Below are 24,427 nucleotides of genomic sequence, written 5' to 3'. Positions count from 1 at the left end.
ATGAACCGGAACCAAAACCGGTCATGGGCTTCTGTGCAGGACTTCACAGCAAAAAACGGGCCAACCAGTTTGAACTGGATAGCACCGCCAGAGTATTGTTATTTCTTGCGCGCACCGCTAGCTCAATGGTAGAGCAACTGACTCTTAATCAGTGGGTTCAGGGTTCGAGTCCCTGGCGGTGTACAAAGAGAGAAATCCTGGCTTCGGCCAGGATTTTTCGTTTCCCACGGAAGAATTGGTATGAGGCCGGGATAAGGCCGACGCCAGTGAAAGACTCGGGGCGTCTTGTTGCGCACCTGCCGCCAATGATCTGTCTCTGCTTTATCCCTAGCCGGGTCCCTCCTGCTTTGATCCGGGCATCCTCGTTAACAGCGTTGTTCCGATCCCAAATGAGTAGTCCACAATAGTCGGTGCGTCCACGCGGCTAAATTCAATCTCCGAGGGTCTCAATGCCGACAGGTTTAGCTTGCCCTTAACCTACTGATTAAGAGCCTGCGTTGTTTCTGCGGGCGGTGGAGGAAGTCCGTGGCGTAGTGCCTGGGGTCCTGATTTCGCCACCGGGGAACTGAGTCAAACCATTCATTGCCAGATACCCCATAGGGGTATAGTTTGGAGGTATGGACAAGCACGAAGATCACGGAAAACATGCCGGTCATCACCACGAGGTGAGCGGCCACGAGCCACACGAGGGTCACTCTGGCCACGTGAGCCCCGGAAAGCATGTGAGCCACGGAAAGCATGTGAGCCACGATGGGCATGCTGGTCATGCGGACCACGACGGCCATGACCAGCATGCTGGTCACGGCGGTCACGGCGATCACGTGGGACAGTTCAGGCGGTTGTTCTGGATCATGCTTGTGTTTGCCATTCCCGTCGTGTTCTTTAACGGAGCATTTGCCGACATTGTTGGCTATGATTTGCCGGATGCGGAGTGGGTGCGCTGGATCTCGCCCGTGCTCGGCACCGTTCTTTACTTCTGGGGTGGCTGGCCCTTCATTACCGGCGCGATTTCCGAGATCCGGTCCCGTCAGCCGGGAATGATGCTCCTCATTGGGCTCGCCATCACCACCGCTTTTATTGCCTCCTGGGGATCCACCCTTGGGTTGCTAGATGACCAGCTGAACTTCTGGTGGGAGCTTGCACTGCTGGTTGTCATCATGCTTTTCGGTCACTGGATCGAGATGCGATCGCTGGCTCAGACCACGTCCGCCTTGGATTCGTTGGCGGCACTGTTACCGGATGAGGCGGAGCGTGTCGAAGGTGATGACGTCGTGAAGGTGTCTCCTTCGGATCTCGCCGTTGGCGATATTGTTGTGGTGCGCCCCGGCTCCGTAGTTGCGGCCGATGGTCGGATCGTTGACGGCAGTGCCAGCATGGACGAATCCATGGTGACGGGAGAATCGAAGAGCGTCCGCCGCGAAGAAGGCGATGACGTTGTGGCAGGTACGGTTGCAACCGATTCCGGCCTTCGCGTTGAAGTCACTGCAATCGGTGACGATACTGCCCTGGCAGGGATCCAGAAGCTCGTATCGGATGCTCAGAATTCGTCTTCACCCGCGCAACGGCTTGCGGACCGTGCTGCGGGATGGTTGTTCTGGTTTGCGCTTGGTGCCGCCATTGTCACCGCGATCGTCTGGGCGCTTATGGGTCGACCGGATGATGCTGTTGTTCGTGCTATCACCGTGCTCGTGATTGCCTGCCCCACGCACTCGGCCTCGCAATCCCACTGGTAGTTTCTATCGCTACCGAGCGTGCCGCCCGCGGCGGCGTCCTTATCAAGGATCGCCTGGCACTCGAGTCTATGCGCGGCGTGGACACGGTCCTGTTCGACAAGACCGGTACTCTCACCAAGGGTGAGCCGACCGTTACCGGCATCGAACCTGTCGGCGATCGCTCTGCCGATGAGGTGCTGGTGCTCGCGGCCGCTGCTGAAAGCGGCAGTGAGCACCCGCTGGCGAGGGCAATCGTTGGTGCCGCCAAGGCTCGAGAATTGGACGTGCCGTCCTCGACGGACTTCTCCTCGGCTCCGGCCGTGGGTGTGAAGGCCACGGTCGACGGTACGGTGATCGAGGTGGGTGGTCCCTACCTGCTGGAGCAGAATGGACTCGACGAGCATCCTGCTGTCGAACCCTGGCACGATGAAGGTGCCACGATTTTGCATGTGCTTGCCGACGGTGAGGTGATTGGCGGGTTGCGTTTGGCCGATGAGGTTCGGGCCGAGTCGCGCGAAACGGTCGACGCGCTCCACGCGATCGGCGTCGAGGTTGTCATGATTACCGGTGATGCTCAGGCCGTGGCCGACACGGTTGCCGCCGATCTTAGTATCGACCGCGTCTTCGCCGGTGTGCGTCCCGAAGATAAGGCCGCCAAGGTCTCCGAGCTTCAAAACGAAGGCCGCAAAGTGGCAATGGTGGGCGACGGCGTGAACGATGCTCCCGCACTGGCTCAAGCTGATGTTGGGATCGCAATCGGTGCTGGCACCGATGTTGCCATTGGCTCGGCGGGAGTTATTCTTGCGAGCTCCGACCCACGCTCCGTCCTGTCGGTCATCGAGGTCTCCCGTGCGAGCTACCGCAAGATGAAGCAGAACCTGTGGTGGGCTGCCGGATATAACCTTGTTTCCGTGCCGTTGGCCGCCGGTGTTCTCGCACCTTTTGGCTTCGTGTTGCCGATGAGCGTGGGCGCATTGCTCATGTCGGCCTCGACAATTGTTGTCGCGCTCAACGCACAGCTGCTGCGACGTCTCGACCTCGCCCCCGAGGCAAGTGCCGCGCGCCTGCGGGCCGAGGGGAAGTAGGGGCAGGGAGAGTGTGCGCACCCTGCCGGAGACGGGGCAGTCCATTTGCCAAATGAGTTAAGGGAAGAATGCGGCACCGAGGTGGACCCGCCTCGGTGCCGTGGAATCATCTGAATCAGCTCGAGGTGTTCCAGAACCATTGAATTATGTGACACAAATGTTGTTTAAATATGCACGTCCGTTCACACCACTTGACCAAACGTTCAAAAGAGAGCAATCTGGGACAAAAGGCATGGGCGCCGTGAGCAGAGGCGCTCGTTATCGGGAGGAACATACGTGAACACCACACAGACCGCATTGACCCGTGAATCGCGCATGCAGGCGCTTAGGAACATGGCCGAGCAGGAGCTCGACATCCTCGTTGTTGGGGGTGGCGTCACCGGAGCGGGCATTGCACTCGATGCGGCAACGCGCGGATTGCGTACCGGTGTGGTCGAGATGAGGGACTGGGCTTCCGGTACGTCGCAGTGGTCCTCGAAGCTTGTTCACGGCGGTCTCCGCTACCTCTATCAGCTCGACTTTGCCCTCGTAGCCGAGGCGCTACGTGAACGTGGTACTTTGCTGAAGACAACGGCCCCGCACCTGGTTTCGGCCCAGCCCTTCCTGTGGCCGCTGAAGCAACGCGTTATCGAGCGCGCCTACTCGGCTATCGGTGTCGGCATGTACGACGGCCTGGCACTCGCCGGTGCCGGTACGGCCGTTCCCGTACAGAAGCACTACAGCCACAAGGGCGCTCTCGAGCTCGTCCCGAGCCTTGACCCGAACACTCTCATCGGTGGTATTCGCTTCTATGACGCACGCGTTGACGATGCTCGCCTGGTCATTGACCTGATTCGTACCGCCCAGGGCTTCGGTGCTCACGCCGCCTCCCGCACCCAAGCAACGGAGTTCATCACCGAGGGCAAGACCGTTGTCGGTGCGATCCTCAAGGATCTCGAGACCGGCGAAGAGGTCACCGTCCGGGCCAAGCACGTCATTGGTGCCACCGGTGTGTGGACCGAAGAGACCGAGTCGCTCGGCGGATCCGGCGGCGGCCTCAAGGTTCTTGCCTCTAAGGGCATTCATATTCTCGTTCCCAAGGAAAAGATCCAGGGCAAGACCGGTGTCTTCCTCCGCACCGAAAAGTCCGTACTTTTCATCATCCCCTGGGACCGCTACTGGGTGATCGGCACCACTGACACGAAGTGGCACGAGCAACGCGACGCCCCCGTCGCTACCGCCGCCGACATTGATTACGTCCTTGAGCAGGCAAACTCGGTTCTCTCCGACAAGATCACCACGGACGACATCATCGGTTCCTATGCGGGCCTGCGTCCGCTCCTTCAGCCCGGCACGAAGGGTGAGGGAGAGTCGACGAAGGTTTCCCGCGAGCACACGGTGACCTCGCCGCAGCCCGGCCTGACCGTCATCGCTGGCGGCAAGCTCACGACGTATAGGCAGATGGCGGAGGACGCCGTCGACCACGTGCTCGGGGCAAGGCCAAGTCCAATCCTTCGGTCACAGCCACGACCCCGCTCGTCGGCGCCCCCGGCCTCGAAGCCGCCCGCAGGACCCTGCCGCTCCTGTCATCTCGCTACGAGCTCACTGAGACCCAGGTGAAGCACCTGTTCTCCCGCTACGGCTCCGAGACCGCAGACGTTCTTGCCCTTCTTGACGAGGACGAGACCCTCGCCCTTCCGCTTGAGCACGCCGCAGACTACCTCCGCGCGGAGGCTGTCTTCGCTGTTCGCAACGAGGGTGCACTTCACCTGGAGGACGTGCTTCTGCACCGCATCCGCCTTGACTTCGAGCAGCTTGACCGCGGTAAGGCGGCGGCCCCCGAGATCGCTGAGATCATGGCAACCGAGCTCGGATGGGACCAGGCCACGACCGAGCGGGAGGTTGCGAACTGGGCCAAGCAGGCCGATGCGATCCTCGCAGCTCAGCAGACGACGACCGACGGTGAAGCATCCGCGATCCGCGTCCAGGCCGAGGAGATTGTCCCGGTTGAGCGCTTGAGCGCACTCGAGGGCTAATCGCCATTTCTTTCGACGGCCACGTGAGGTTTGTTTAGCTAGCTAACTGCAAGTAACGGCTGATAATCGCATACATTTATGTCACATGAGCGGGTGGGGATCTATGGGTCTTCACCCGCTCGTGTGATCTTCGCGGGATGGAGGTGCGAAAGGCAATATGGGCGGTCATTGCCAGGCGATTTCGGGTACCGTGGGAAGCGTGTCTGATCCGATAGTGACTCTCGTAACCGCCGCAGCATTCCCGGAGCTCGACAGCGATGAAGCTGGGCTCCCCGACGCTCTTCGCGAGCGGGGAATCGAACCACGCATTGCCGTCTGGAACGATCCGTCCGTTGACTGGTCGAACGCCGGCACCGTTGTTGTGCGCTCCGTCCGCGACTACGCACCGAACCGTCTCGAATTCATCGAGTGGGCGAAGTCGGTCCCGCGGCTGCTGAACCCGGCCTCGGTCATCGAGTGGAATACTGACAAGCATTACCTAAAGGAACTTGCCAAGCGCGGCATGCCGACCATCGACACGATGTGGCTCGAGCCGTCCCAGAACCTGTCCCGGCATCAGGTGCACACCCGTATGCCGGCCTACGGTGACTTCGTCATCAAGCCGGCTATCTCCTCCGGAGGACGCGGCACCGGACGTTACACGTCGACTGACGGCACCTCCCGCATGAATGCCATCAGCGATGCAATCCACCACCTGGAAAAGGGCCGCACCGTTATGGTTCAGCGCTACCACCAGGAAGTTGACCACTCCGGTGAGATCTCCCTGATCTACCTGAACGGGCTTCCGTCCTACATGGTGAAGAAGGAGCCCATGCTCCACCCCCGTTTCCGCGGTGGCAACACCGTCCAGGAAGAGATCGCGCACTCAAAGCAGGCAACCGAGGACGAGTGGCGCTGGGGCGAGCGCATTCGCAAGGCCCTACACAGCTATATCAAGGACACCTCCGGGCGCGACGAGCAGCTCCTCTTCAATCGCGTCGACATCGTCCGCGGCGGTCCGAACGATGAGGAAGAGTTCTACGTCATGGAGATCTCACTCATCGATGGCTCGCTGTACCTCAGCGCCGACGAATCCAACCTTGAGAAGTTCGCCGACGCGATAGCGGTCCGAGCATTCTGGTGAAACGCCTCATCTGGCTCCTTGCAGTCGGCTCTCTAGCCGCATGTAGTTCATCCGAGACCGGAGGAGACGCTGAAGCCTGCGCGCAGGCCGACGAGGTCGTCTCCCAGGTCCGGGAATATCGCGGAATCGGCATGTTAACCGACGAGCAGGCGAATACTGCCACGCAGTGGGAGTTCACCCTCGCCGAAGCATCCGTACTAGCAACCGACCATGATCTTGCGACTACCATCCGGGACCTCGCGGACGCCTCAGGGAACGTCGCACAGCACTTTGATAATGAAGCCGCATACGCAACTTTTGAAGAAATCGCTGGAACACTAGATTCTCAGTGCGACTGACGGCTACCTCACACCGCCAGAATTCGGAAAGATCTGAAGGCTTCGGTATAGTTAAGAATCGGCGCACGGCGCCATGGTGGCTATAGCTCAGTCGGTAGAGCGCCTGGTTGTGGTCCAGGAGGTCGCGGGTTCAAGCCCCGTTAGCCACCCCGCTAGGAGAGGTTCGCCCCTCGTCAAAAGTTGCCACTCTTTGTCCGGCGCGAACCTCTCCCATTTCTTTGCCTTTCGGCCCAGGTGGGGGCGTCGGCATGGAAGCCTGAGAGGCTCCGATCGGGGCCGACTTTTCCCACGAAGAAAACCGCTGCGTCCCACAAAATACTGTTGGCCTCTTCCAGCTCCCGGATCTCTTTACGTAAGTACCTATTCTCCTCGATAACCTCGCCCGGGGTGCCAACGCGTTATCTGTCATCGATCTGGGTGTCGCGTACCCACCGGCGTAAGGACTCTTTACCGATCCCGAGCTGCCCACCGATGTTCGCACAAGCCTCGGTCAGATACGCGTACTCATCAAAAAGGTTCAAAGCCAAGCAGGTCACACGTTATCTAGCTTCCTCAGAAACGCGACGAGATATAAATACTCTCTCTCACACCCACAACACAGTAGCGATAAACTCAAGACGGTTCACGAGACATTCGACGCAGGTCCCACTGCCTCCTGGAAAAGTGACCCCGACCGCTGACGGACCGCCGTCAACTCCTGACTCCAGGCGCGATTGCCGCGCTGAATGTACGAACCGAGCCTCCACTCGACATCCACGTCGTTCGGCCACGCCCGGCGTCATCTTCGCCCTGCGAAACCTCACCGCAGACGAACACATCAACCGAGGCAACCGCCTCCACCCGTACTACCTCGTCTACCTCGACGACCAGGGCGAGGTCATCGCGAATCACACCGAAGCCAAGCACCTCCTCGACCTGCTGCGCGTCGGCTGCCGACCCTACGAAGAGCCGGTCACCGAAGTCGTCGGCGTGTTCAATGCCGCGACCGGCGAGGGTGCGCAGATGGAGAAGTACTCGGCGCTACTCACCGATGCGATTCACTCGATGATCGATGTCACCGAGGAACGCGACATTGACGGCTCTTCGGAGTTCAGCGGGGTGTAGTAGAAGCCGCCGGCGGACGGAAAGTCTGATGCGGTTATGGCATCAAGACGGGCAATCGAGTGGAGCTCAGCCGCAGTGAGCTGGTGAATACGGTAGCCGCGCTCTTCCGCGGTGTGGACCGTCGACGTGTAGAGCGACAGGTCGACCGTATCTGGGAGGCGTAATCTGGCGGCCCAGGGCGTGGAGCCCACCGTCCAACCCTCATGAAGCAGGCTCTCCGCACTCTCAATGCCCTCCTGGTGTACAACCCCTCCATCGTGTGGGAGCGGAAACGCTCCGTAACTGGTTGATCTCCTACCGTGAGGCACATGGTGGCACTGACACCGAGTTGACGGCCACTGAGCGTGCCCGGCTGAAGGAGCTTGAGCGCTATTGCTCGGGCCGGTGACTCGTCGTGATCCTTCGACGGCTCGAGGCCATGCGCGCGCAGCCGTGAGTCGCGTACCCAAGCTTGGAGAGCAGATTCCGAGACTCCGATATCAGCGCAGACCTGTTTATGGGTCAGCCCGTCGTTGATGAGCTCGATAGCTGATTGCTTGAACTCATCTGTGTAGATCTTTGGCATGACTTCTATCCTTCCTGGAATTTATCCAGTCGTGAAGTCAACCGAACCTTCAGCAGTCCCACCAGCTCATCAAACACCTGGATCTGGGCCGCGGGAGGACTCCTTCTCGATGTTCTCGGAGCAGCCGGTTTCATGACAGTCACGCGCAAGAAAAACTAAGTCCTAGAACTTATCTCTCAACGGTGTACACGTGAGTGCGGTTCAGATGCCATCTGTGGTGTCCGGGCCGCTCTTAAGTATTTGCTCCTTAGCTGTCTTCTCACGTGACTTCACCCGGTGAGAAATGAAGTAGAGAATCACGCCAACGACAAGCAAGATCCCACCGAGTGCCCATACCGCCGCAGTCTGTTGAATAAGGAGAACGAGGCAACTGATCAGGGCAAGGACGGGGATGAAAGCTGGGATCGTGAAATGGTCGTGCTCAACCTTGTCTTTACGGAGAACGAGCACTGCAAGGTTTGTCGAGATAAAGACGAACAGCAGGAACAGGACTACTGTTTCGGCCAGGAGCTGGAGCTCACCAACGACAGACAGAATCGCGGAGAGTCCCGTGGTGGCAATGATCGCTACCCACGGGGTGCGGCGGTTGGGTAGAACCTTCGTGAACACGCTCGGCAGAATTCCTTGGTCCGCCATACCATATACAAGGCGTGAGCTCATGATCGACGTCATGAGAGCACCGTTAGCGATAGCGACAAGAGCGATGGTGGCGAAAGCCCAGCCCGGAACCTCCATGCCCGTCGCGTTCACAACATCAAGTAATGGTCCTGACGATTCCGCCAATTCGTCGGCAGGCAACATGATTGATGAGGCCATAGCGATCAGAAGGTAGACAATGCCGGCTGACGTGACCGCAAAGAAAAGTGCTTTCGGATAAACGCGGGATACGTCTTTCACTTCTTCAGCTACATTGGCTGATGTTTCAAATCCTACGAAGCTATAGAAGGCCAGGAGCGCTGCACCGAAAACTGCGGCGGCTGTCCTGCCCGTTTCTGGGCCTTGGGTGAGCCTGGACGTGTCTCCGAGCCCGTCACCCATAGCAAGAGCCACAGCAACAAGGACGAGAACAAGGCCACTCACTTCGATAATCGTCATGACCAAATTGGAACGGACGGATTCAGTGATTCCCCGAAGGTTAATAAGGGCAATGACGAGAAGGAACAGGGGAGCGGCGATTGGCACTACGACTGGCATAAGAGTTGACAGGTAGTCACCGGCAAAGGCAATGGCGAGGCCACCCACGGAAACAATGCCGGCACAGAGCATGCAGTAGCCAACAAGGAACGCAATGATCGGTTGACGGAAAGCTCGCTGAGCAAAAACTGAGGCGCCGCCAGCCTTCGGATATTTAGTCACAAGTTCTGCGTAGGACCCGGCGGTCAGTAGGGCCATGATCAGGGCGATAAGAACGGGTGCCCAGGTGATCCCACCAGCTTCACCTGCCAGAGTTCCAGTCAGCGCATAGACGCCTGCACCAAGAACGTCCCCGAGGATAAAAGCGAAAAGAAGTAGCCCGCCCATCCCTTTTTTAAGTCGAGAACCGGATTGCGACATAACGAACTTCTTTCATAGGGAATTGCGTAGTCGTGGAAATACCGGCACGCCGGTCTCGACGATTCCGAAAGTGTAGCCCGCTTAGTACTAGCTGTCACCAGAAGAGGGCGACGTTTCCCTCGTCAGAATTTACCCTTACATGGTTACGACTGGAATTACCTCTCTTGTATATCTAAAGCTTGCCGGTGGGGGAAGGTGCCGAAACAAGTTCTGAGCTACGTGTTCTTCCAATTGACGTTGTGGAGGCGGTTGGTCGAAGTGGCAGGCAGCTTTGCTCTCGTCTGGAAACTCCAAGCCGTAACTTCGGCAGTTGAGCGCAAGGTAACGTTCCCGACATTCTGAATCGTGGCCCCGCGTGTAGAAATCGGACGCCAGTGCTGTACACTCATCGGTAGGTTCTTGAAACTGGACCTCACCAAGACACTGCGCGTCGGTTCCTCGCTGGAAACGACGACTGGGACTCGGAGAGAAGACAGACGGGTTCCATTGTGTATGTGTACCGTTCTTTGCGGAGCGGTCGTTTGATGATTGGTGTGGTATTTCTTCTTTTGCCGCTTTAGCGGCAGGTTCAATCAATGTAGCTCTCGTGACTTCGATGGTTGAGCATGCCGATCATGTGCCCGGCGAACAAGCTCGATTCAATGCTGAAATTACTTTCAGTCGAGCCAGCAGGTCCTCTTATTCCTCGCTCCGAACAGGGGCGCCTCTGACCGACCCCGACGGGGTGTTCGGCAGTACACTCACCATCACCTATACACACCCTCGCGCCACTCGGCGCCCAATAAACTCCGCGGCGGCGCCGTCGTCGCGGTCGCACGGATCACTCCCGTGGTCCAAAACAGAGAAGGAATGACGTTATGGCCACAGGCACCGTCAAATGGTTCAACTCCGAAAAGGGCTTCGGCTTCATCGCACCCGACGATGGCTCCGACGACCTGTTCGCGCACTTCAGCGCGATCAACAGCTCCGGCTTCCGTAGCCTTGAAGAGGACCAGAAGGTCTCCTTTGATGCTGAGCGCGGCCCCAAGGGCATGCAGGCAGTCAACATCGAGGTCCTCTGACCTAACCGAATGAAGCGGGTGCTTCGCTGGGCTTACGCCCGGGGAGCACCCGCTTCTTCTTTTTCCTGGTGATCAACTGTCATATCTCCGTGGCTACCGGTCAAGCTAGAAAGAGTTGTTAGAGAGAGACCTTGATCTTGTCGAGGGCTCTCTGCGGGACGTCAGTTTCGATATCGACCTTCTGCCCCGTTACAACCTGTTCGCTTGCCTCAACAAGCGTGTACCCCCCAGCTTGGGGGAAGCTCGTCGAATCCTCGCTGTCGTAGGTGAATGACACCTGCTTCGCTTCACCATCCGAGTCGTAAGCAGTGAGCTCATAATCGGTGCCAACGTCATGTGGCACGCCCTGGTTGGCGTACGTGGTCTCGGGAATTATGTCGTACTGGAGCGGCACGACCGGCTAATAATCCGATCCCGCTAAGCGATCGTTGTCATACTTCTCACCGATGGGAATGCCGCCAACGAGAACCGCGGTGGGTATCAAACCAAACAGAATCTTCTTCATGGGGAAACCCATCGACATCAAGGTTAGCGAGTGATGACGAGGGGCGAAGCCGTCTCGTCCTGATGGTGTCCATTCCGCCACGTCTCGGCGTACTCTGGCCCATCTCGTGGATCTCGTCCGCCTCATGTTCCGTTGGGCACAGTGCGAGAGCGCAATTCTCCGTGAGCCACAGAGAAGGGTGATGATTCTCGCGGTTGATCAATCGCTGTCCTCAAACTGACCAACCCTTCTTTCTTACACAGGGGAATTTCTGATCTCTGGTGTGATCCTGCGTCGGCGGCAATCTGATGCAGAAGCCTCTGACGAGGCCCCGCGACCGATGGAGCGTAGCCCGCTCCGGTCCCGTATCCAGGAGAAGGAAACCATGACAGTGTTACAACGAATAAGGCCGTCTATTGTCGGCCTTCTCAGTGCGCTCCTCGCGCTGTTCCTCATCGTCGGTCAGCTGGGTGCGGCAAGTGCCCTCCCGAGTCAAACCGAAGGCCCCCTTATCTTGCCGGGGACTGACGGGGAGCCCTCCACGGGCACCGTGACGGTCCACAAGTACGAGCAAGGTGACCTTTGGGGCGTGCCGTCCAACGGTGCGGTGATGGACGTGGACGGAACACCGATTGCCGGTGTCACGTTCGAAGCTCAGCAGATTGAGGCCATTACGGTTGGAACGACGGAGTACGACCTTGACCTCAGCACAATCGACGGGTGGCAGCACGCATCAAAGCTTGTTCTCGATGATGGGGCGTGGCTCTACGACGGAGCTGCCGCGACCGTCCAACTCGGCACAACCTACACCGCAAATACTGGAGCGACGACCTACTCGCCGGCGGTTTTCCAGGACCTTCCAATCGGCCTCTACCTCTTCACAGAAACGAAAGTACCGATTGGTGTGACGAAGTCGGAGGACTGGGTCCTCTCAGTGCCGCTTACTGACCCGGTTGAGCGGACATCCTGGCTTTACGACATCAACGTCTACCCGAAGAACGGCGTGAGCGATATCAGTAAGACCGTTAACGACGCCGATGCTGCGAAGGTTGGCGACACCGTGGAGTGGACAATCATTGGTGACATCCCGCTGGATGCCAATCCTGACTACTCGCAGTACCGGGACGTTTCCGAGACCAACCTGAAGTTCCTGCCGCCCACCGCCTACGTCGTTGAAGATCAGCTCGACGATCGCCTCAAGCCAGTATCCGCAGACCCCACCGTCGTCACCCTCACGAGCGGCGGCATCGAGCTCGCCGTCGGAACGGACTACACCGTCACAGCAGAGCAGACTGCCGGATCCAAAGTGACGGTGACCTTCACCGAAGAGGGCAGGGCGAAGATGGCGCTCGCGGCTTCGAAGGCCAGCAGTGCGACAGCCGTTGACGTCCAGATCGTCCTCACCACTGAGGTGGTCACGCTGAACAGCCCAGAGTCCCTGAAGGGCACGATCGGAGATGGCCTCATCGATAACCAGGCACTCCTCTTCCCGAATAGCGAATCAATCGAATGGGAGATGCCGGTGCCGTCAAATATCCCGGAGACGCGTTGGGGCGATCTCGTCATCGAGAAGATCTCGTCGACCAACCATCAGGCCGGGCTCAGCGGCGCCACGTTCCAGGTGTTCGAAACAAAGGCTGACGCGGAGAAGGGGACGAACGTCATAGCGATTGACGGAGTCTCGGAGTTTACGACCGGGAAAGACGGAATCGTGAGAATCTCGGGTCTGCGCGCCTCGGACTTCGAAAATGGAAACCCAATCCAGGATGAAAAGGATTGGCAGTACTACTGGATTGTTGAGACGAAGGCGCCGCAAGGTTACGAGCTACAAGCCGAGCCGATTCGAGTGGCCGTCACGGGCGCTCAGACTTCTGCCCTCGTCATACCCGTTGAGAACAATCCACACAACGCTGATTTCTTGCTTCCACACACCGGCGCTTCGGGAACGTGGATGTTCACGATTGGCGGCCTAGTGCTCCTGGGTGGCGGAGTGATCCTCGCCGTCCGCAGGAAGGCGGATACGAAGTCTGGTGACTAACGGTGGCTGGCGAGAGCACGTGCCACATGCCTCGCCAAGCATCATCCGGGCCGGTTAATGGCGCGGAGATGGGGGTGTCCAGGAAAGTCCCGGCCGCCCCCATCGTCTCTCCTCTGTGATTTGCGCAACGGTCTCAGCGTCGGTGCCGGTTAAGCGATCAACATAGAGCGTTCCTTGGAGATGATCGTATTCGTGCTGGAGGATCCGAGCGAACCAGCCACTCGCTTCAAGCTCGTAAGGCGCACCATCGAGACCCTGCGCGCGTAGGATCGCGCGAGTACTACGCCTTAGAGCAAACTTTTCGTCCGGGAATGACAGGCATCCCTCACGGTCCTCGACGGTTGCTTCCCCGGGCTGGATCGGTTCGATGAAGAGCTGGGGATTGATTGCCACTCCGCGTGGGGCTACTTCTGTCTGCTTGTCGTATACCCAGACGAAGATCTGCCTACCAATCCCTACCTGGGGTGCGGCAAGGCCAACACCCGGTGCGGCCACCGTTGTCTCATACATGTCGTCGACAAACCTGGCCAGATCCGAATCGAACTCGGTGACGGGTTCAGCAGGGGAGTGGAGGACCGGATCACCGGTGATGACGATAGGCAGAATCACGGCACTAGCCTATCGGTTGGTGCCGTGCGGGCTGAATCCACCGGCTCGCGTGAGGAATCCACGCGCCTGATTGAGGACTGTGGGTAGTGAAGAACCCGCCCAGGAAGAGGCGGGTTCTCCAAAGATCAAACGAAGGCTCCTGTAGGGAGCGAACGAGAAGCAATTATGCCTGCTCCGTTCCTTCTGCCGTTGTGGTTTCGTCTGAACCGGCGGTATCGAAGGATAGCTGGGTGCGGGATGCGAGAATCTCCGCGGACCTTTCCTTCGCCTGGTCCGTCGTGGGCCCGTCGCCTTGCGGGAAGAGAACGGAACGGTAATAGCGCAGTTCGTCGATTGAGTCGTAGATGTCGCCGAGCGCACGGTGGTTGCCGAATTTCTCGGGAGCTGCGAAGTAGGCGCGTGGATACCACCGGCGCGCCAGCTCCTTGATGGTGGACACATCGATGACGCGGTAGTGCAGGTAGTCGATGACCGAAGGCATGTCGCGTTCGAGGAACGACTTATCGGTTCCGACGGAGTTACCGCCGAGGGGCGCTTTACCCTTGGGGACACGGGCAGAGATGTAGGCGAGAACCTGCTCCTCGGCGTCCTTCAGGTCAAGGCCGGTCTCCCATTCCTTGATGAGGCCCGAATCGGTGTGCATCTTCGTCACGAAGGCACCCATCGAAGCGAGGGCCTCGGGGGTGGGCTTAATGACGAGGTCGATGCCTTCGTCGACGGGGACAAGATCTGAACCGGTGATGACAACGGAAACTTCAACAATGCCGTCATTGGCAAGGTCTAGTCCGGTCATTTCACAGTCGATCCAGACGATCGGGTTGTCTTCCTGCTTCAAAACCACGTTCGAGCCTTTCCTCACTTCTGCGACGCGGGTGTTGGACGAGCCCGGCAGGTGCCGGGCTGTCACCCTTCACTGTGCCCCCAGCAGGATTCGAACCTGCAACCTACGGATTAGAAGGCCGTTGCTCTATCCATTGAGCTATGGAGGCGCGGCATGTGCCCGTTAAATCTTAGCGCACCATTGCCCCACCACTGTCCAACACCTGGAGTGAGATTTCGGTAAGAATAGGGGTGTGAGTTCCCAGTACGCCGTATCAAGGTTAGCGCGCCTCGTGACAGAGACTGTCGAGGCGCTTCGCGAGGTCGTATTCCCACTGTCGGTCCCAGGGATCAACGAATTGCGGGAAATGCAGGGATCTCTTCAGACACAGCTGTCAACACGGTTGCTCCCGCACCTGCTTGAGGACGCCGTTCCAGCTGTCGTTGTCTTCGGTGGTTCCTCGGGTGCGGGCAAGTCCACAATCCTTAACTCCCTCGTCGAGGACGATATCTCCGAGGCCTCGGTGATTCGCCCAACGACGATGACACCGGTTCTTGTTTTCCATCCCGATGATGCTCTTGCCATGGAAGGTCACCTGCTGACCGAGATCTGTAAGACGGTTGTGACCGAGAGTGCCCTCCCGGGTATTGCACTCATTGACGCTCCCGATCTCGATTCGATCGAGGAAGCTAACCGAAACATGTCGCAGACGCTTATCAACGCGGCGGACCTGTGGATCTTTGTGACGACAGCCTCCAGGTACGGGGACCACGTGGCCTGGTCGACACTGAGCGAAGCGTTCAACAGGGGCATGACAACCGCAGTGATTCTCAACCGTCTTCCCGCACGCGCGAAGACCGCGGTGCGCGCCGACCTGATGAAGCGCATGGCGGAGTCTGGGATGGGGGAGTCGCCCCTGTTCATCATCGATGATGCTGGTGCAACGAATGGTCGACTCGATCCTGAACGGGTTTCCGAGCTGAAGGACTGGCTCCACCTCATGAAGACAACGAGGGCCTCGAAGTCCCTCGTGTCCCGTACGTCGAAGGCGATGATGCCGGAGATTAGAAGAGAACTACTTGATCTGGCCGATGCCGCAACCGCACAGACGGATGCTGCAGAAAGTCTGAAAGATGGTGCTCGTACGGCGGCTGACGAGCCCTCGAGGAAGCTCACCGAGACCCTTGAGTCGGGCAGGATCGCCCGCGGTGCCCCAACAACGCAGTGGCTGTCGCTCGCCTCGACGGGTGGTCCGCTCGCTTCCCTCGGCAGCGGAAGGGACCTGCTCTTTGCTAACCGCGCCATCGCGAAGCGCGATCGGGCTGCGCACAATATTGCCGAAGCGATCGACGATGCTCTGAGAGTAATCCTCACGCAGACACTCATCGACGTTCGCGACAGCGCCGCCACTATCTGGTCCATGTCCTACGTCGATACGTCCGAAATCAAGGTGGAAGTTGGTATCGATAGTTTTGTGAACGGTGCCATTTCCGCTTGGCAGGCCGACTCTCGGGCCGCGGCAGATAAGGTGAACGGTGCGATCGCTAAGAAGGTTTCCAGAGACGGGTTGGCGGATCTGCTTCGCGCCGGGGCCGGTGGGATACCGGGAGTGCAAACCGCACTGACTGACGGTGGCGCCGAGGGTGGCCTGTCACGCACGAAGCGAGCGCTCCAGGATCGCTGTCAGGAAGCGATCGACAAGGTGGCCGGTCGTTACGTCGCGGCGATTGATGCACTGGAACTTCCGGATAGTTCCAACCTGAGGATCCGGGCTCGTGAACTCGTTAATGCCGTATGGGAGAAAGAATGAACGACATCATGGTCGACAGTGTCGACGCCAAGCTTGAGGCCATCGGCGAGGGCCTTGAACTCGGGAAGGGACACTTCGAACCGTTCCAGCTGGCTCGCGCTCGGGAGGACATTACCGCCGTTCGCCGTCGCATGGATCTCGGTATCGACCTCACCGTTGTAGCCCTCGTTGGTGGAACGGGTTCCGGTAAGTCGACGACCTTCAATGCGATCAGCAATCTCGACTTCGCGGACTCGGGTGAACTCCGCCCCACCACAGAACGTGCGACCGCGTGCACGTGGGGCGGGGATGCGAGCGCGATGCTGGACTTCCTTGGTGTCGACGAGGATCGCAGGATCCGTAAGGCCTCAATCCTGACCGATGAGGAACCGGAGTTCGAGGGCCTCGTCCTGCTTGATCTGCCGGACCACGACTCGGTCGCTGTTGCCCACTCCGTCCAGGTCTCGCAGCTTATGCCACTCGTTGACCTCCTGGTCTGGGTTCTCGATCCCCAAAAGTATGCCGACCAGGCACTCCACGCCGGATACCTCAAGGGGCTGGAGCGACGCCAGGATTCCATGGTCGTTGTCCTCAACCAGATCGACACGGTTCCTTTTGATCAGCGTGACCGCATTGTGGAAGACGTTAAGGACGTCCTTAAGCAAGATGGACTGGATGGCGTTCCCGTTATTAGCGCGTCCGCTCTTGAGAATCAGGGAATCGACGAGCTGAAGATCCACATTGCCGCTGCCGTCTCCAAGCCGTCGATCAACGCGGTGACAGCCTCGGCGGAAATTAGCGCAATCGCGAACAGACTCCTCAGCTCCGTTGGTTCCTCAGAAGCTGACGTGACGGATGAGAGCCTCGAACCGATCACCCAGCAGCTGTCACGTGCCGCCGGAATCCGGGCCGTCGGTGATTCGCTACGCGAATCGGGAGAGTCGTGGCGTCAGCACGCCCTCGCCAAACCGGAACAGCCCGCCACCTCCACAGTGGACGCAATCCGGGACGGCTGGCTCGACTCCGCCAAGAGGGGCCTGCCCGTTACATGGGCAAAGACATTGACGGATGAGGTAGCCGGCCCCGAGCGGCTCCGCCGCCGCGTGAACGATGCGGTGACCTCGGTGCCGCTCACCAAGCCGTCGGCGCAGAACGCTGGCATTCTCCTCGGCCTCGGCATCCTCCTCATGCTCGCCGGTGTTGGTTTTGGGGTGGCCACTGCACTCGGTGCTGGATTCCCGTTCGCGGAAGCCATGGGCAACTGGATCCTCGCTGGAATCCTGGTGCTGGTTGGACTCTGGGCGTTCTTCATGGCTGGCTCCGTCAGACGATCAGCTGCAAAGCGCGCCGCCGACCGCTACGAGAAGCAGGTCGACACCGAGATTCATGCAGTTCTTCACGAGAACCTTGCCGAGCCTGCGCAGGACGTCCTCTCCCGCCACCGGCGCACCCGTGAGGCGCTCGAGAAGGCCAGCGAGTAGCGACAGGGGAAATGGCCATCCGGAACGCTTACTTCTTCTGAAGCGTCCCCGCACTTATAGCGCCACGCACTGCTGGGTCCCTCTTCGGAGGGACCCAGCGTCTTGTGCGCACTGAGTGGCTATGCGAAGTGGCAGTCGGCATGAAAGATTCGCAACTGCCCTGCATAGCTTGGCCAGCATGCTGGTGATGTTGCTCATGGAAAGAAAATCTGGAATCGGTCGTGGTGCCGACAATTTGCTCGGGAGAGTCTGCGGCTGCCATATACATTTAGCTGGTGATTGCTACGTATTTTGAACATGGTTCTGCATAATCTCTCTGGTTGAGCGAAGGGTGATAAGGCGGAATTGTCTCTCTAAGGTGGGCCAAATCAACCTCGCCGAAGTCTGAAAAGCTTTCGAACAGTATTACCCTTACTGAATAAGTATTCGATCTACCAGAGGGATCATCATGGACCACATGGGCATAATTTCGCTCATACCCCCGATTCTCGCCATTGGACTCTCCATTGCCTTCCGCAATGTTGTGATTTCTCTGGGCGTGGCGGTCTTCGTCGGCATCCTTATTATTGTTGGCGGTAATCCGGTTGACACGAGCCTGTCGATGTTCACGGATTATCTTGTCGCTCAGGCGACTGACAGCTACAACGCGGGTGTCGTTGTACTCCTGTTCTTTATCGGTGGTTTCGTCGCGCTTGTTGAGCGATCCGGTGGCGGAGCTGCGCTCGCGAAGAGCACGACGAAGTTCATCACGACCCGCGCGAGGGCGCAGTTCTCCGTGTGGCTCGGTGGTATTGCGATCTTCTTCTCCGACCTCGGCACGCCCCTGATTCTGGGCCCGATCTTCGAGAAGATCTTCGACAAGGTTAGGTCCTCGCGCGAGAAGCTTGCGTGGATCCTCGACTCGATGATGTCGCCCGTCGCGGTTCTCATTCCCTTCATTGGCTGGGGAATCTACATCATGGGTCTGATTGCTGATGCGTTTGAGAACGAGGGTATCGAAGCGTCGGAGTTCGACACCTTCGTTCAGGTGATTCCGTTCCAGATGTACGCGATCCTCACCGTTATTTCGGTTCCGGTGGTTATTTTCTTCAAAGCTGACTTTGGCCCGATGCGCAAGGCCGAGCGCCGCGTGCTCGAGACCGGTCAGCGTTACTGGCCTGACTCGACTCCGATGCGTGGCGAGAATACGGTAGTTGCGGAAGAGGTGCAGAAGCCCAGCCGCGCAATCGTTATTTGGCTGCCGCTTGCCGTCCTGTTCATTACGCTCTTCGGCATTCTTGGTACCATGGGTTTCCCCGGCGAGCAGGTTGCCGGTGGCGACTTCCGTGCGGCTCTCTCCACGGCCTACCTGTTTGCCGCGATCACTCTCGTTGTCCTCATGCTTGCCTTCAAGGTGAACAAGATCGGTGCGATCATCTCCACCTACGTGAAGGGCATGGAGAAGATGATCAACGTCGTCATGATCCTCATCCTTGCGTGGAGCCTCGGTTCCGTGCTGACGGAGATGGGAACCGCGAACTTCATTGTGGAAATGCTCCAGGGTAACGTTCCCGGGAGTATCATTCCGGCTCTGATCTTCATCTCCGCCGCCCTCATGTCCTTCGCAACCGGCACCTCATGGGGGACCTTCGCGGTCATGATTCCGCTGGCGATCCCGATCGCACTTGGACTCGATGCCCCAATGCTGGTCTCCATCGGTGCGGTACTCTCCGGAGCCATCTGCGGTGACCACTGTTCGCCGATCTCCGACTCGACGATCCTCGCCTCGACCGGCGCCGGCTCCGATCATATCGACCACGTGAAGACGCAGCTCCCGTATGCGCTGACGAACGGCTCGATCGTCCTCGTCATGTTCATCATCGCGGGCTTCACCGCCAGCCCCTACACCGTGATCCTCGGTGTCGTCCTCATGATCGCCGCCTTCGTTCTCATTGCCCGCTTCACTCGAAAGCGAGATGGCGTTCTGGGAGAAGCTCGAGATAGGACCGGGGCGGAGTTTGATAGCGCTTCTATCGCCGCGTCCGGTGCTGACCGGGTGTCTGACCAACACGTTGAAACAAACCCCAAGGGCTCGTAACATCCAGCGTCGCTAAGAGGCGTAAACTTCCCTTCGAAGGGCCGCAAGCAATGCGCTTGCGGCCCTTTCTGTACGTTTCCTGGGCGTTGAATTTGCCCAGAGTGTAAATAGTGTTCAATTAATTTCATTTTCGATGAAAATAAAGAACAGGAGGCCAGCAACGGGCCCGCCAGTGAACAGCGAATAACGAGAAAGCGGAGGTGGCGGCCGTGGCAGAAAAGGATCCGGTCCGTGACGACGATGGTCGGAACGATGCCGTGGGTGGATCAAGCGCAAAACGCGGCAATGGCAGGGAAGAGGATCTGAAGCCCTGGCGCACATAAGGTTTGCTTCCGGAGGGTACCGAACCACCTCCGCCGAAGTGGGGCAGGATTCTTGCGTGGATGGCGGGCGGCTGGCTCGTTCTTTTCCTGCTTTTCAGTCTTCAAGACGATGCTGCCTCCCAAACTGCGACGGTTTCTTACACGGAGTTCTCTGTCCAGGTTGAAGAGGGCAACGTGGAGGAGGTGTTCTCCCGCGGGGAAACCATTGAGGGAACCCTGATCGAAGAAGCTGAGCATCCCGATATTGAGGATGCGACCTACACGCAGTTCAAGACTGAACGTCCCACGTTTGCCCAGGATGACCTGCTGACAGCTCTGGATGAGGAAGGCACTATCGTGTCGGCCTCACCGATTGTTCAAGAGCGCGGCACGCTCGTCAACCTGTTCTTCTCGTTCTTACCGATTCTTCTCATCATTCTCTTCTGGGTATGGATCTTCCGCAGGCAGGCGAAGAACATGGGCGGCATGATGGGCTCCAAGAAGGTGAAGCCCGTCGAAGCCGAGGATGTTCGCGTCAACTTTGACGACGTGGCCGGTATTGACGAGGTTAAGTCTGAGCTTCAGCAGGTTGTGTCCTTCCTCAAAGAGCCCGAGCGCTATACGAAGCTGGGCGCGAAGCTCCCGAAGGGTGTACTGCTCGAAGGCCAGCCCGGCACCGGCAAGACCCTGATTGCCCGCGCCACGGCGGGTGAAGCAGGAGTGCCGTTCTTCTCCGCCTCGGCATCCGAGTTTATTGAAATGATTGTTGGCGTCGGTGCATCCCGTGTTCGCGAGCTCTTCACCGAGGCCCGCAAGGTTGCCCCCGCCATTATCTTCATCGACGAGATCGACACGATCGGCCGTGCTCGGTCCAGTTCGCGGGCCATGGGATCCAACTCCGAGCAGGAGCAGACCCTCAACCAGATCCTCACGGAAATGGATGGCTTCACGGGAGCCGAAGGCGTTGTTGTTATTGCGGCGACGAACCGTTCCGATGTGTTAGACCCGGCGCTCACGCGCGCCGGCCGGTTTGACCGCAAGATCACCGTGTCCGCCCCCGATGCCGGTGGACGCGAGCAGATCCTCAAGGTCCACACGAGGAACAAGCCCCTTGCGCAGGACGTGGACCTTATGGCGGTAGCGAAGACCACGCCGGGAATGACCGGTGCGGATCTTGCCAACCTCGCTAACGAAGCCGCGATCCTCGCGGCCGAAAAGCGTGCTCCCGCGATTACATCGCGCGACTTCGCTATTGCCCTGGAGAAGGTCCAGCTCGGTAGCGAACGTGCGATTGTCATGCCGGAAGAAGAGAAGCTACGGACCGCCTACCACGTGGCAGGCCACGCACTCCTCGGCATGCTTCAACCGGGCGCGGATCAGGTTCGCAAGATCTCGATCATCCCGCGCGGCCGCGCCCTCGGCGTTACCCTGTCGACACCGGAATCGGATCGCTACGGTTACGACGTCGACTACCTCAAAGGCAGGATCGTTGGCGCCCTGGGCGGCATGGCCGCCGAACTCGAAGTCTTTGGTGTCATGACAACCGGTGCCGAATCGGACCTTGAGCAGGTCACGAATATTGCTCGCAACATGGTTGGTCGCTGGGGCATGTCCCCGACGCTTGGCCCGGTCCAGGTGTACCCGTCGGAGGGCGATGCTCGCCAGCAGGGCGCTTCCGAAGAGGTTCTCGGACTCGTCGACCGGGAAGTCCGGTCCCTCATCAACGAATGCCTCGACCGTGCCCGCACCCTCCTGCGAGAGAACCGCGACAAACTCGACTCGATCGTCGAAGCTCTCATGGAGCACGAGACGCTTGACGAGGCACAGTCGTACGAGGCCGCCGGTGTCCAGCCGATCCCGGCCCGCCCCCTCATGGTTGGTGCCATCCCCGGCTCGCCCGGCCACGAGAAGGATCTTGCTGTAAACCCAGCTACAGACGCTGACCCGGCCGCGCAGGACGGTGACACCACCGAGCACTAACTGTCAAACCCGGTGGCTCATCTACTGCTCTGACAGACATCGTCCACAGACAATGTGGCCAGGAAGCCCCTCCCCGGAGGGGCTTCCGCCGTCTGTGTCACTCGCGCTTCGATGGTTTTCTGGCACTGACAAGGAGGCACGAATGAACAACGAAATTAATGTGTCGATCAGAGGATTTGCCGGTGCAGATGCTGCCCTCATTGAAAGCGACGGAAGGACCCCGTACTGCTATTTCCGGGTGGGATCATCCTCAATGAGGGGCCCGGTGGAGAACCGGGAGCCCGTGACCGAGTGGTTCACGGTTAAGACCTACGGGGAACTGGCGAGAAACTGCGCGTTGTCTGTCACGAAGGGAACCCCGGTTCTCGTGCGCGGCAGGTTCGAGACGGACACGTATCAGTTGCGCGACGATCCGACGCAGTCCCGCACGGTCCTCGTCATCAAAGCCGATTCGGTGGGAATCGAGATCGGACGCGGAACTGCCGAATATGTGAGGGGTCCGCTTGCGGCGGAGGAGTCACCCGCTTCGTGACGCCTGCGGTAACCTTGTGGAGGAAAGCTTCTTAAACACAAGGGAGAACAGTGGCTGAGTACATTTACTCGATGGTCCGAGCCCGCAAGAAGATCGGCGACAAGCTGATCCTTGACGACGTCACCATGGCATTCCTGCCGGGTGCAAAGATCGGTATGGTCGGCCCGAACGGTGCCGGTAAGTCGACGATCCTCAAGATCATGGCCGGGATGGATACACCGTCCAACGGCGAGGCCCGGCTCACCCCGGGATATACGGTGGGAATCCTCCTTCAGGAGCCGCCGCTCAACGAGGAAAAGACGGTCCTCGGCAACGTTCAGGAGGGTGTCGCCGACATCCTTGCCAAGGTCAACCGCTTCAATGAAATCGGCGAGGAGATGGGTAATCCCGACGCCGACTTCGACGCCCTCATGGAAGAGATGGGTAAGCTCCAGACCGACATTGACGCCGCCAACGCGTGGGATCTCGACTCGCAGCTTCAGCAGGCCATGGACGCACTCCAGTGCCCGCCCGCCGATTCGCCCGTCACCCACCTGTCGGGCGGTGAGCGACGCCGCGTCGCACTGTGCAAGCTCCTCCTGGAGCAGCCCGACCTGCTCCTCCTCGATGAGCCCACGAACCACCTCGATGCCGAGTCGGTGCTCTGGCTCGAGCAGCACCTTGCGAAGTACCCCGGCGCCGTAATTGCGGTCACGCACGATAGGTACTTCCTCGATCACGTTGCCGAGTGGATTGCTGAGGTCGACCGCGGTCGCCTCTACCCGTACGAGGGCAACTACTCGACCTACCTCGAGAAGAAGCAGGAACGCATCACCGTCCAGGGTAAGAAGGACGCCAAGCTTCAAAAGCGCCTGAAGGAAGAACTCGAATGGGTTCGTTCGTCGGCGAAGGGCCGTCAGGCCAAGTCGAAGGCGCGTCTCGATCGGTACGAGGAGATGGCGGCGGAAGCCGAGCAGACCAGGAAGCTGGATTTCGAAGAAATCCAGATCCCGCCCGGCCCGCGCCTCGGCAACGTTGTTATCGAAGCCAAGAACCTGAAGAAGGGCTTCGACGATCGCGTTCTCATCGACGGCCTGTCGTTCTCGCTTCCCCGCAACGGCATCGTCGGTGTCATTGGCCCGAACGGTGTTGGTAAGACAACCCTGTTCAAGACCATCGTCGGTCTTGAGCCGCTCGACGCCGGTGAGCTGAAGGTTGGCGAGACCGTCGAGATCTCGTACGTCGACCAGACCCGCGCCGGTATCGACCCCGACAAGACCCTGTGGGAGGTCGTGTCGGACGGACTCGACTACATTCAGGTCGGCAAGGTTGAGATGCCGTCCCGCGCCTACGTGTCCGCCTTTGGATTCAAGGGTGCGGACCAGCAGAAGCCGGCGGGAGTTCTTTCCGGTGGTGAGCGCAACCGTCTGAACCTTGCGCTGACCCTCAAGCAGGGCGGCAACCTGCTGCTCCTCGATGAGCCGACGAACGACCTCGATGTGGAAACACTCGGTTCGCTCGAAAACGCTCTTCTTGAGTTCCCCGGCTGCGCCGTTGTCGTCACTCATGACCGCTGGTTCCTGGACCGCGTCGCCACCCACATCCTCGCCTACGAAGGCACCGAGGAGAACCCGGCCAACTGGTACTGGTTCGAAGGTAACTTCGACTCGTACGAGAAGAACAAGGTTGAGCGTCTTGGTGCCGAGGCGGCACGCCCCAGCGCCGTGACCTACCGCAAGCTCACGCGCGACTAAACAGACCGCTACCGCGGCACTATTA

16 protein-coding genes, 3 tRNA genes and 3 pseudogenes are annotated in these 24,427 nt (G+C 59.0%); 15 read left to right on the top strand and 7 right to left on the bottom strand.

Annotated elements, in window-relative coordinates; all coding sequences use genetic code 11:
* Positions 1 to 111 precede the first annotated feature (111 nt).
* From EJ997_RS06465 to EJ997_RS06435, 7 genes and pseudogenes are all read left to right on the top strand, one after another.
* Positions 112 to 183 (top strand) — tRNA-Lys (locus EJ997_RS06465).
* Between the two features lie 434 nt (positions 184 to 617).
* Positions 618 to 2,797, top strand: a pseudogene (locus EJ997_RS14075) (heavy metal translocating P-type ATPase).
* Between the two features lie 315 nt (positions 2,798 to 3,112).
* Positions 3,113 to 4,812, top strand: a pseudogene (locus tag EJ997_RS06455) (glycerol-3-phosphate dehydrogenase/oxidase).
* 199 nt (positions 4,813 to 5,011) lie between these two features.
* Positions 5,012 to 5,935, top strand: a complete 924-nt coding sequence (locus EJ997_RS06450; protein ID WP_126703836.1) for an ATP-grasp domain-containing protein — start codon at positions 5,012 to 5,014, stop codon at positions 5,933 to 5,935.
* Positions 5,932 to 6,273: a hypothetical protein gene (locus tag EJ997_RS06445; protein WP_126703835.1), complete on the top strand. Its 342-nt coding sequence runs from the start codon at positions 5,932 to 5,934 to the stop codon at positions 6,271 to 6,273. Before EJ997_RS06450 ends, EJ997_RS06445 begins: the two co-directional genes overlap by 4 nt.
* Before the next feature lie 76 nt (positions 6,274 to 6,349).
* A tRNA-His gene (locus tag EJ997_RS06440) sits at positions 6,350 to 6,422 on the top strand.
* A 514-nt stretch (positions 6,423 to 6,936) separates the two neighbouring features.
* The gene (locus EJ997_RS06435; RefSeq protein WP_206501588.1) at positions 6,937 to 7,377 is read left to right on the top strand and encodes a hypothetical protein; all 441 of its coding nucleotides are present in this window, start codon (positions 6,937 to 6,939) and stop codon (positions 7,375 to 7,377) included.
* Here the strand turns inward: EJ997_RS06435 and EJ997_RS13435 are convergent.
* The 3 genes and pseudogenes from EJ997_RS13435 to EJ997_RS06425 form a co-directional block, all read right to left on the bottom strand.
* Complete coding sequence (locus tag EJ997_RS13435; protein WP_228201409.1) at positions 7,311 to 7,568, bottom strand: hypothetical protein; 258 nt, start codon at positions 7,566 to 7,568, stop codon at positions 7,311 to 7,313. The genes EJ997_RS06435 and EJ997_RS13435 overlap by 67 nt on opposite strands.
* Positions 7,569 to 7,786: 218 nt before the next feature.
* Positions 7,787 to 7,942 (bottom strand): annotated as a pseudogene (locus EJ997_RS14070) (transposase); the annotation flags it as partial.
* A 201-nt stretch (positions 7,943 to 8,143) separates the two neighbouring features.
* Positions 8,144 to 9,463 carry an APC family permease gene (locus EJ997_RS06425; RefSeq protein WP_206501586.1) on the bottom strand — a complete coding sequence of 440 codons (1,320 nt, stop codon included), beginning with the start codon at positions 9,461 to 9,463 and terminating at the stop codon, positions 8,144 to 8,146.
* 890 nt (positions 9,464 to 10,353) lie between these two features.
* On the opposite strand from EJ997_RS06425, the gene EJ997_RS06420 reads away from it, so the two are divergent.
* Positions 10,354 to 10,557 carry a cold-shock protein gene (locus EJ997_RS06420; protein ID WP_126703832.1) on the top strand — a complete coding sequence of 68 codons (204 nt, stop codon included), beginning with the start codon at positions 10,354 to 10,356 and terminating at the stop codon, positions 10,555 to 10,557.
* Between the two features lie 118 nt (positions 10,558 to 10,675).
* Here EJ997_RS06420 and EJ997_RS06415 read toward each other — a convergent pair whose 3' ends face one another.
* Positions 10,676 to 10,951, bottom strand: coding sequence for a DUF1093 domain-containing protein (locus EJ997_RS06415; RefSeq protein WP_126703831.1), 276 nt, complete (start codon positions 10,949 to 10,951; stop codon positions 10,676 to 10,678).
* A gap of 475 nt (positions 10,952 to 11,426) precedes the next feature.
* Here EJ997_RS06415 and EJ997_RS06410 point away from each other — a divergent pair, with 475 nt between their 5' ends.
* Positions 11,427 to 13,079, top strand: a complete 1,653-nt coding sequence (locus EJ997_RS06410; protein ID WP_164719848.1) for a SpaH/EbpB family LPXTG-anchored major pilin — start codon at positions 11,427 to 11,429, stop codon at positions 13,077 to 13,079.
* 54 nt (positions 13,080 to 13,133) lie between these two features.
* Here the strand turns inward: EJ997_RS06410 and def are convergent, their stop codons facing one another.
* The 3 genes from def to EJ997_RS06395 all read right to left on the bottom strand — a co-directional run bounded on the left by def (position 13,134) and on the right by EJ997_RS06395 (position 14,677).
* Positions 13,134 to 13,688, bottom strand: coding sequence for a peptide deformylase (def, locus tag EJ997_RS06405; protein ID WP_126703829.1), 555 nt, complete (start codon positions 13,686 to 13,688; stop codon positions 13,134 to 13,136).
* 163 nt (positions 13,689 to 13,851) lie between these two features.
* Positions 13,852 to 14,529 (bottom strand): oligoribonuclease, encoded by a 678-nt coding sequence (orn, locus tag EJ997_RS06400; RefSeq protein WP_228201408.1) that lies wholly within the window; start codon positions 14,527 to 14,529, stop codon positions 13,852 to 13,854.
* 75 nt (positions 14,530 to 14,604) lie between these two features.
* A tRNA-Arg gene (locus EJ997_RS06395) sits at positions 14,605 to 14,677 on the bottom strand.
* Between the two features lie 123 nt (positions 14,678 to 14,800).
* On the opposite strand from EJ997_RS06395, the gene EJ997_RS06390 reads away from it, so the two are divergent.
* From EJ997_RS06390 to ettA, 6 genes are all read left to right on the top strand, one after another.
* Positions 14,801 to 16,318, top strand: coding sequence for a GTPase (locus EJ997_RS06390; protein WP_126703828.1), 1,518 nt, complete (start codon positions 14,801 to 14,803; stop codon positions 16,316 to 16,318).
* Complete coding sequence (locus tag EJ997_RS06385; RefSeq protein ID WP_164719846.1) at positions 16,315 to 17,778, top strand: GTP-binding protein; 1,464 nt, start codon at positions 16,315 to 16,317, stop codon at positions 17,776 to 17,778. Before EJ997_RS06390 ends, EJ997_RS06385 begins: the two co-directional genes overlap by 4 nt.
* Before the next feature lie 457 nt (positions 17,779 to 18,235).
* A complete protein-coding gene (locus tag EJ997_RS06380) occupies positions 18,236 to 19,855 on the top strand; it encodes a Na+/H+ antiporter NhaC family protein (protein WP_206501584.1) in 1,620 nt (539 codons plus the stop codon).
* A 383-nt stretch (positions 19,856 to 20,238) separates the two neighbouring features.
* Positions 20,239 to 22,137, top strand: coding sequence for an ATP-dependent zinc metalloprotease FtsH (ftsH, locus tag EJ997_RS06375; RefSeq protein ID WP_126703825.1), 1,899 nt, complete (start codon positions 20,239 to 20,241; stop codon positions 22,135 to 22,137).
* 142 nt (positions 22,138 to 22,279) lie between these two features.
* Positions 22,280 to 22,669: a single-stranded DNA-binding protein gene (locus EJ997_RS06370; RefSeq protein WP_164719844.1), complete on the top strand. Its 390-nt coding sequence runs from the start codon at positions 22,280 to 22,282 to the stop codon at positions 22,667 to 22,669.
* A gap of 50 nt (positions 22,670 to 22,719) precedes the next feature.
* Positions 22,720 to 24,402 carry an energy-dependent translational throttle protein EttA gene (gene ettA / locus EJ997_RS06365; RefSeq protein ID WP_126703823.1) on the top strand — a complete coding sequence of 561 codons (1,683 nt, stop codon included), beginning with the start codon at positions 22,720 to 22,722 and terminating at the stop codon, positions 24,400 to 24,402.
* Positions 24,403 to 24,427: the final 25 nt, after the last annotated feature.

The sequence above is a fragment of the Flaviflexus ciconiae genome, assembly GCF_003971195.1.
Lineage (GTDB): Bacteria > Actinomycetota > Actinomycetes > Actinomycetales > Actinomycetaceae > Flaviflexus > Flaviflexus ciconiae.
Note: the sequence above shows the minus strand (reverse complement) of the source record. Positions and strands in the feature narration are given on the sequence as shown.

Coding starts and splice junctions, on each gene's coding strand:
- EJ997_RS06370 (WP_164719844.1), top strand. CDS start 22,280: ATGAACAACGAAATTAATGTGTCGATCAGAGGATTTGCCGGTGCAGAT.
- EJ997_RS06420 (WP_126703832.1), top strand. CDS start 10,354: ATGGCCACAGGCACCGTCAAATGGTTCAACTCCGAAAAGGGCTTCGGC.
- EJ997_RS06380 (WP_206501584.1), top strand. CDS start 18,236: ATGGGCATAATTTCGCTCATACCCCCGATTCTCGCCATTGGACTCTCC.
- ftsH (WP_126703825.1), top strand. CDS start 20,239: ATGGCGGGCGGCTGGCTCGTTCTTTTCCTGCTTTTCAGTCTTCAAGAC.
- EJ997_RS06385 (WP_164719846.1), top strand. CDS start 16,315: ATGAACGACATCATGGTCGACAGTGTCGACGCCAAGCTTGAGGCCATC.
- EJ997_RS06410 (WP_164719848.1), top strand. CDS start 11,427: ATGACAGTGTTACAACGAATAAGGCCGTCTATTGTCGGCCTTCTCAGT.
- EJ997_RS06425 (WP_206501586.1), bottom strand. CDS start 9,463: ATGGGCGGGCTACTTCTTTTCGCTTTTATCCTCGGGGACGTTCTTGGT.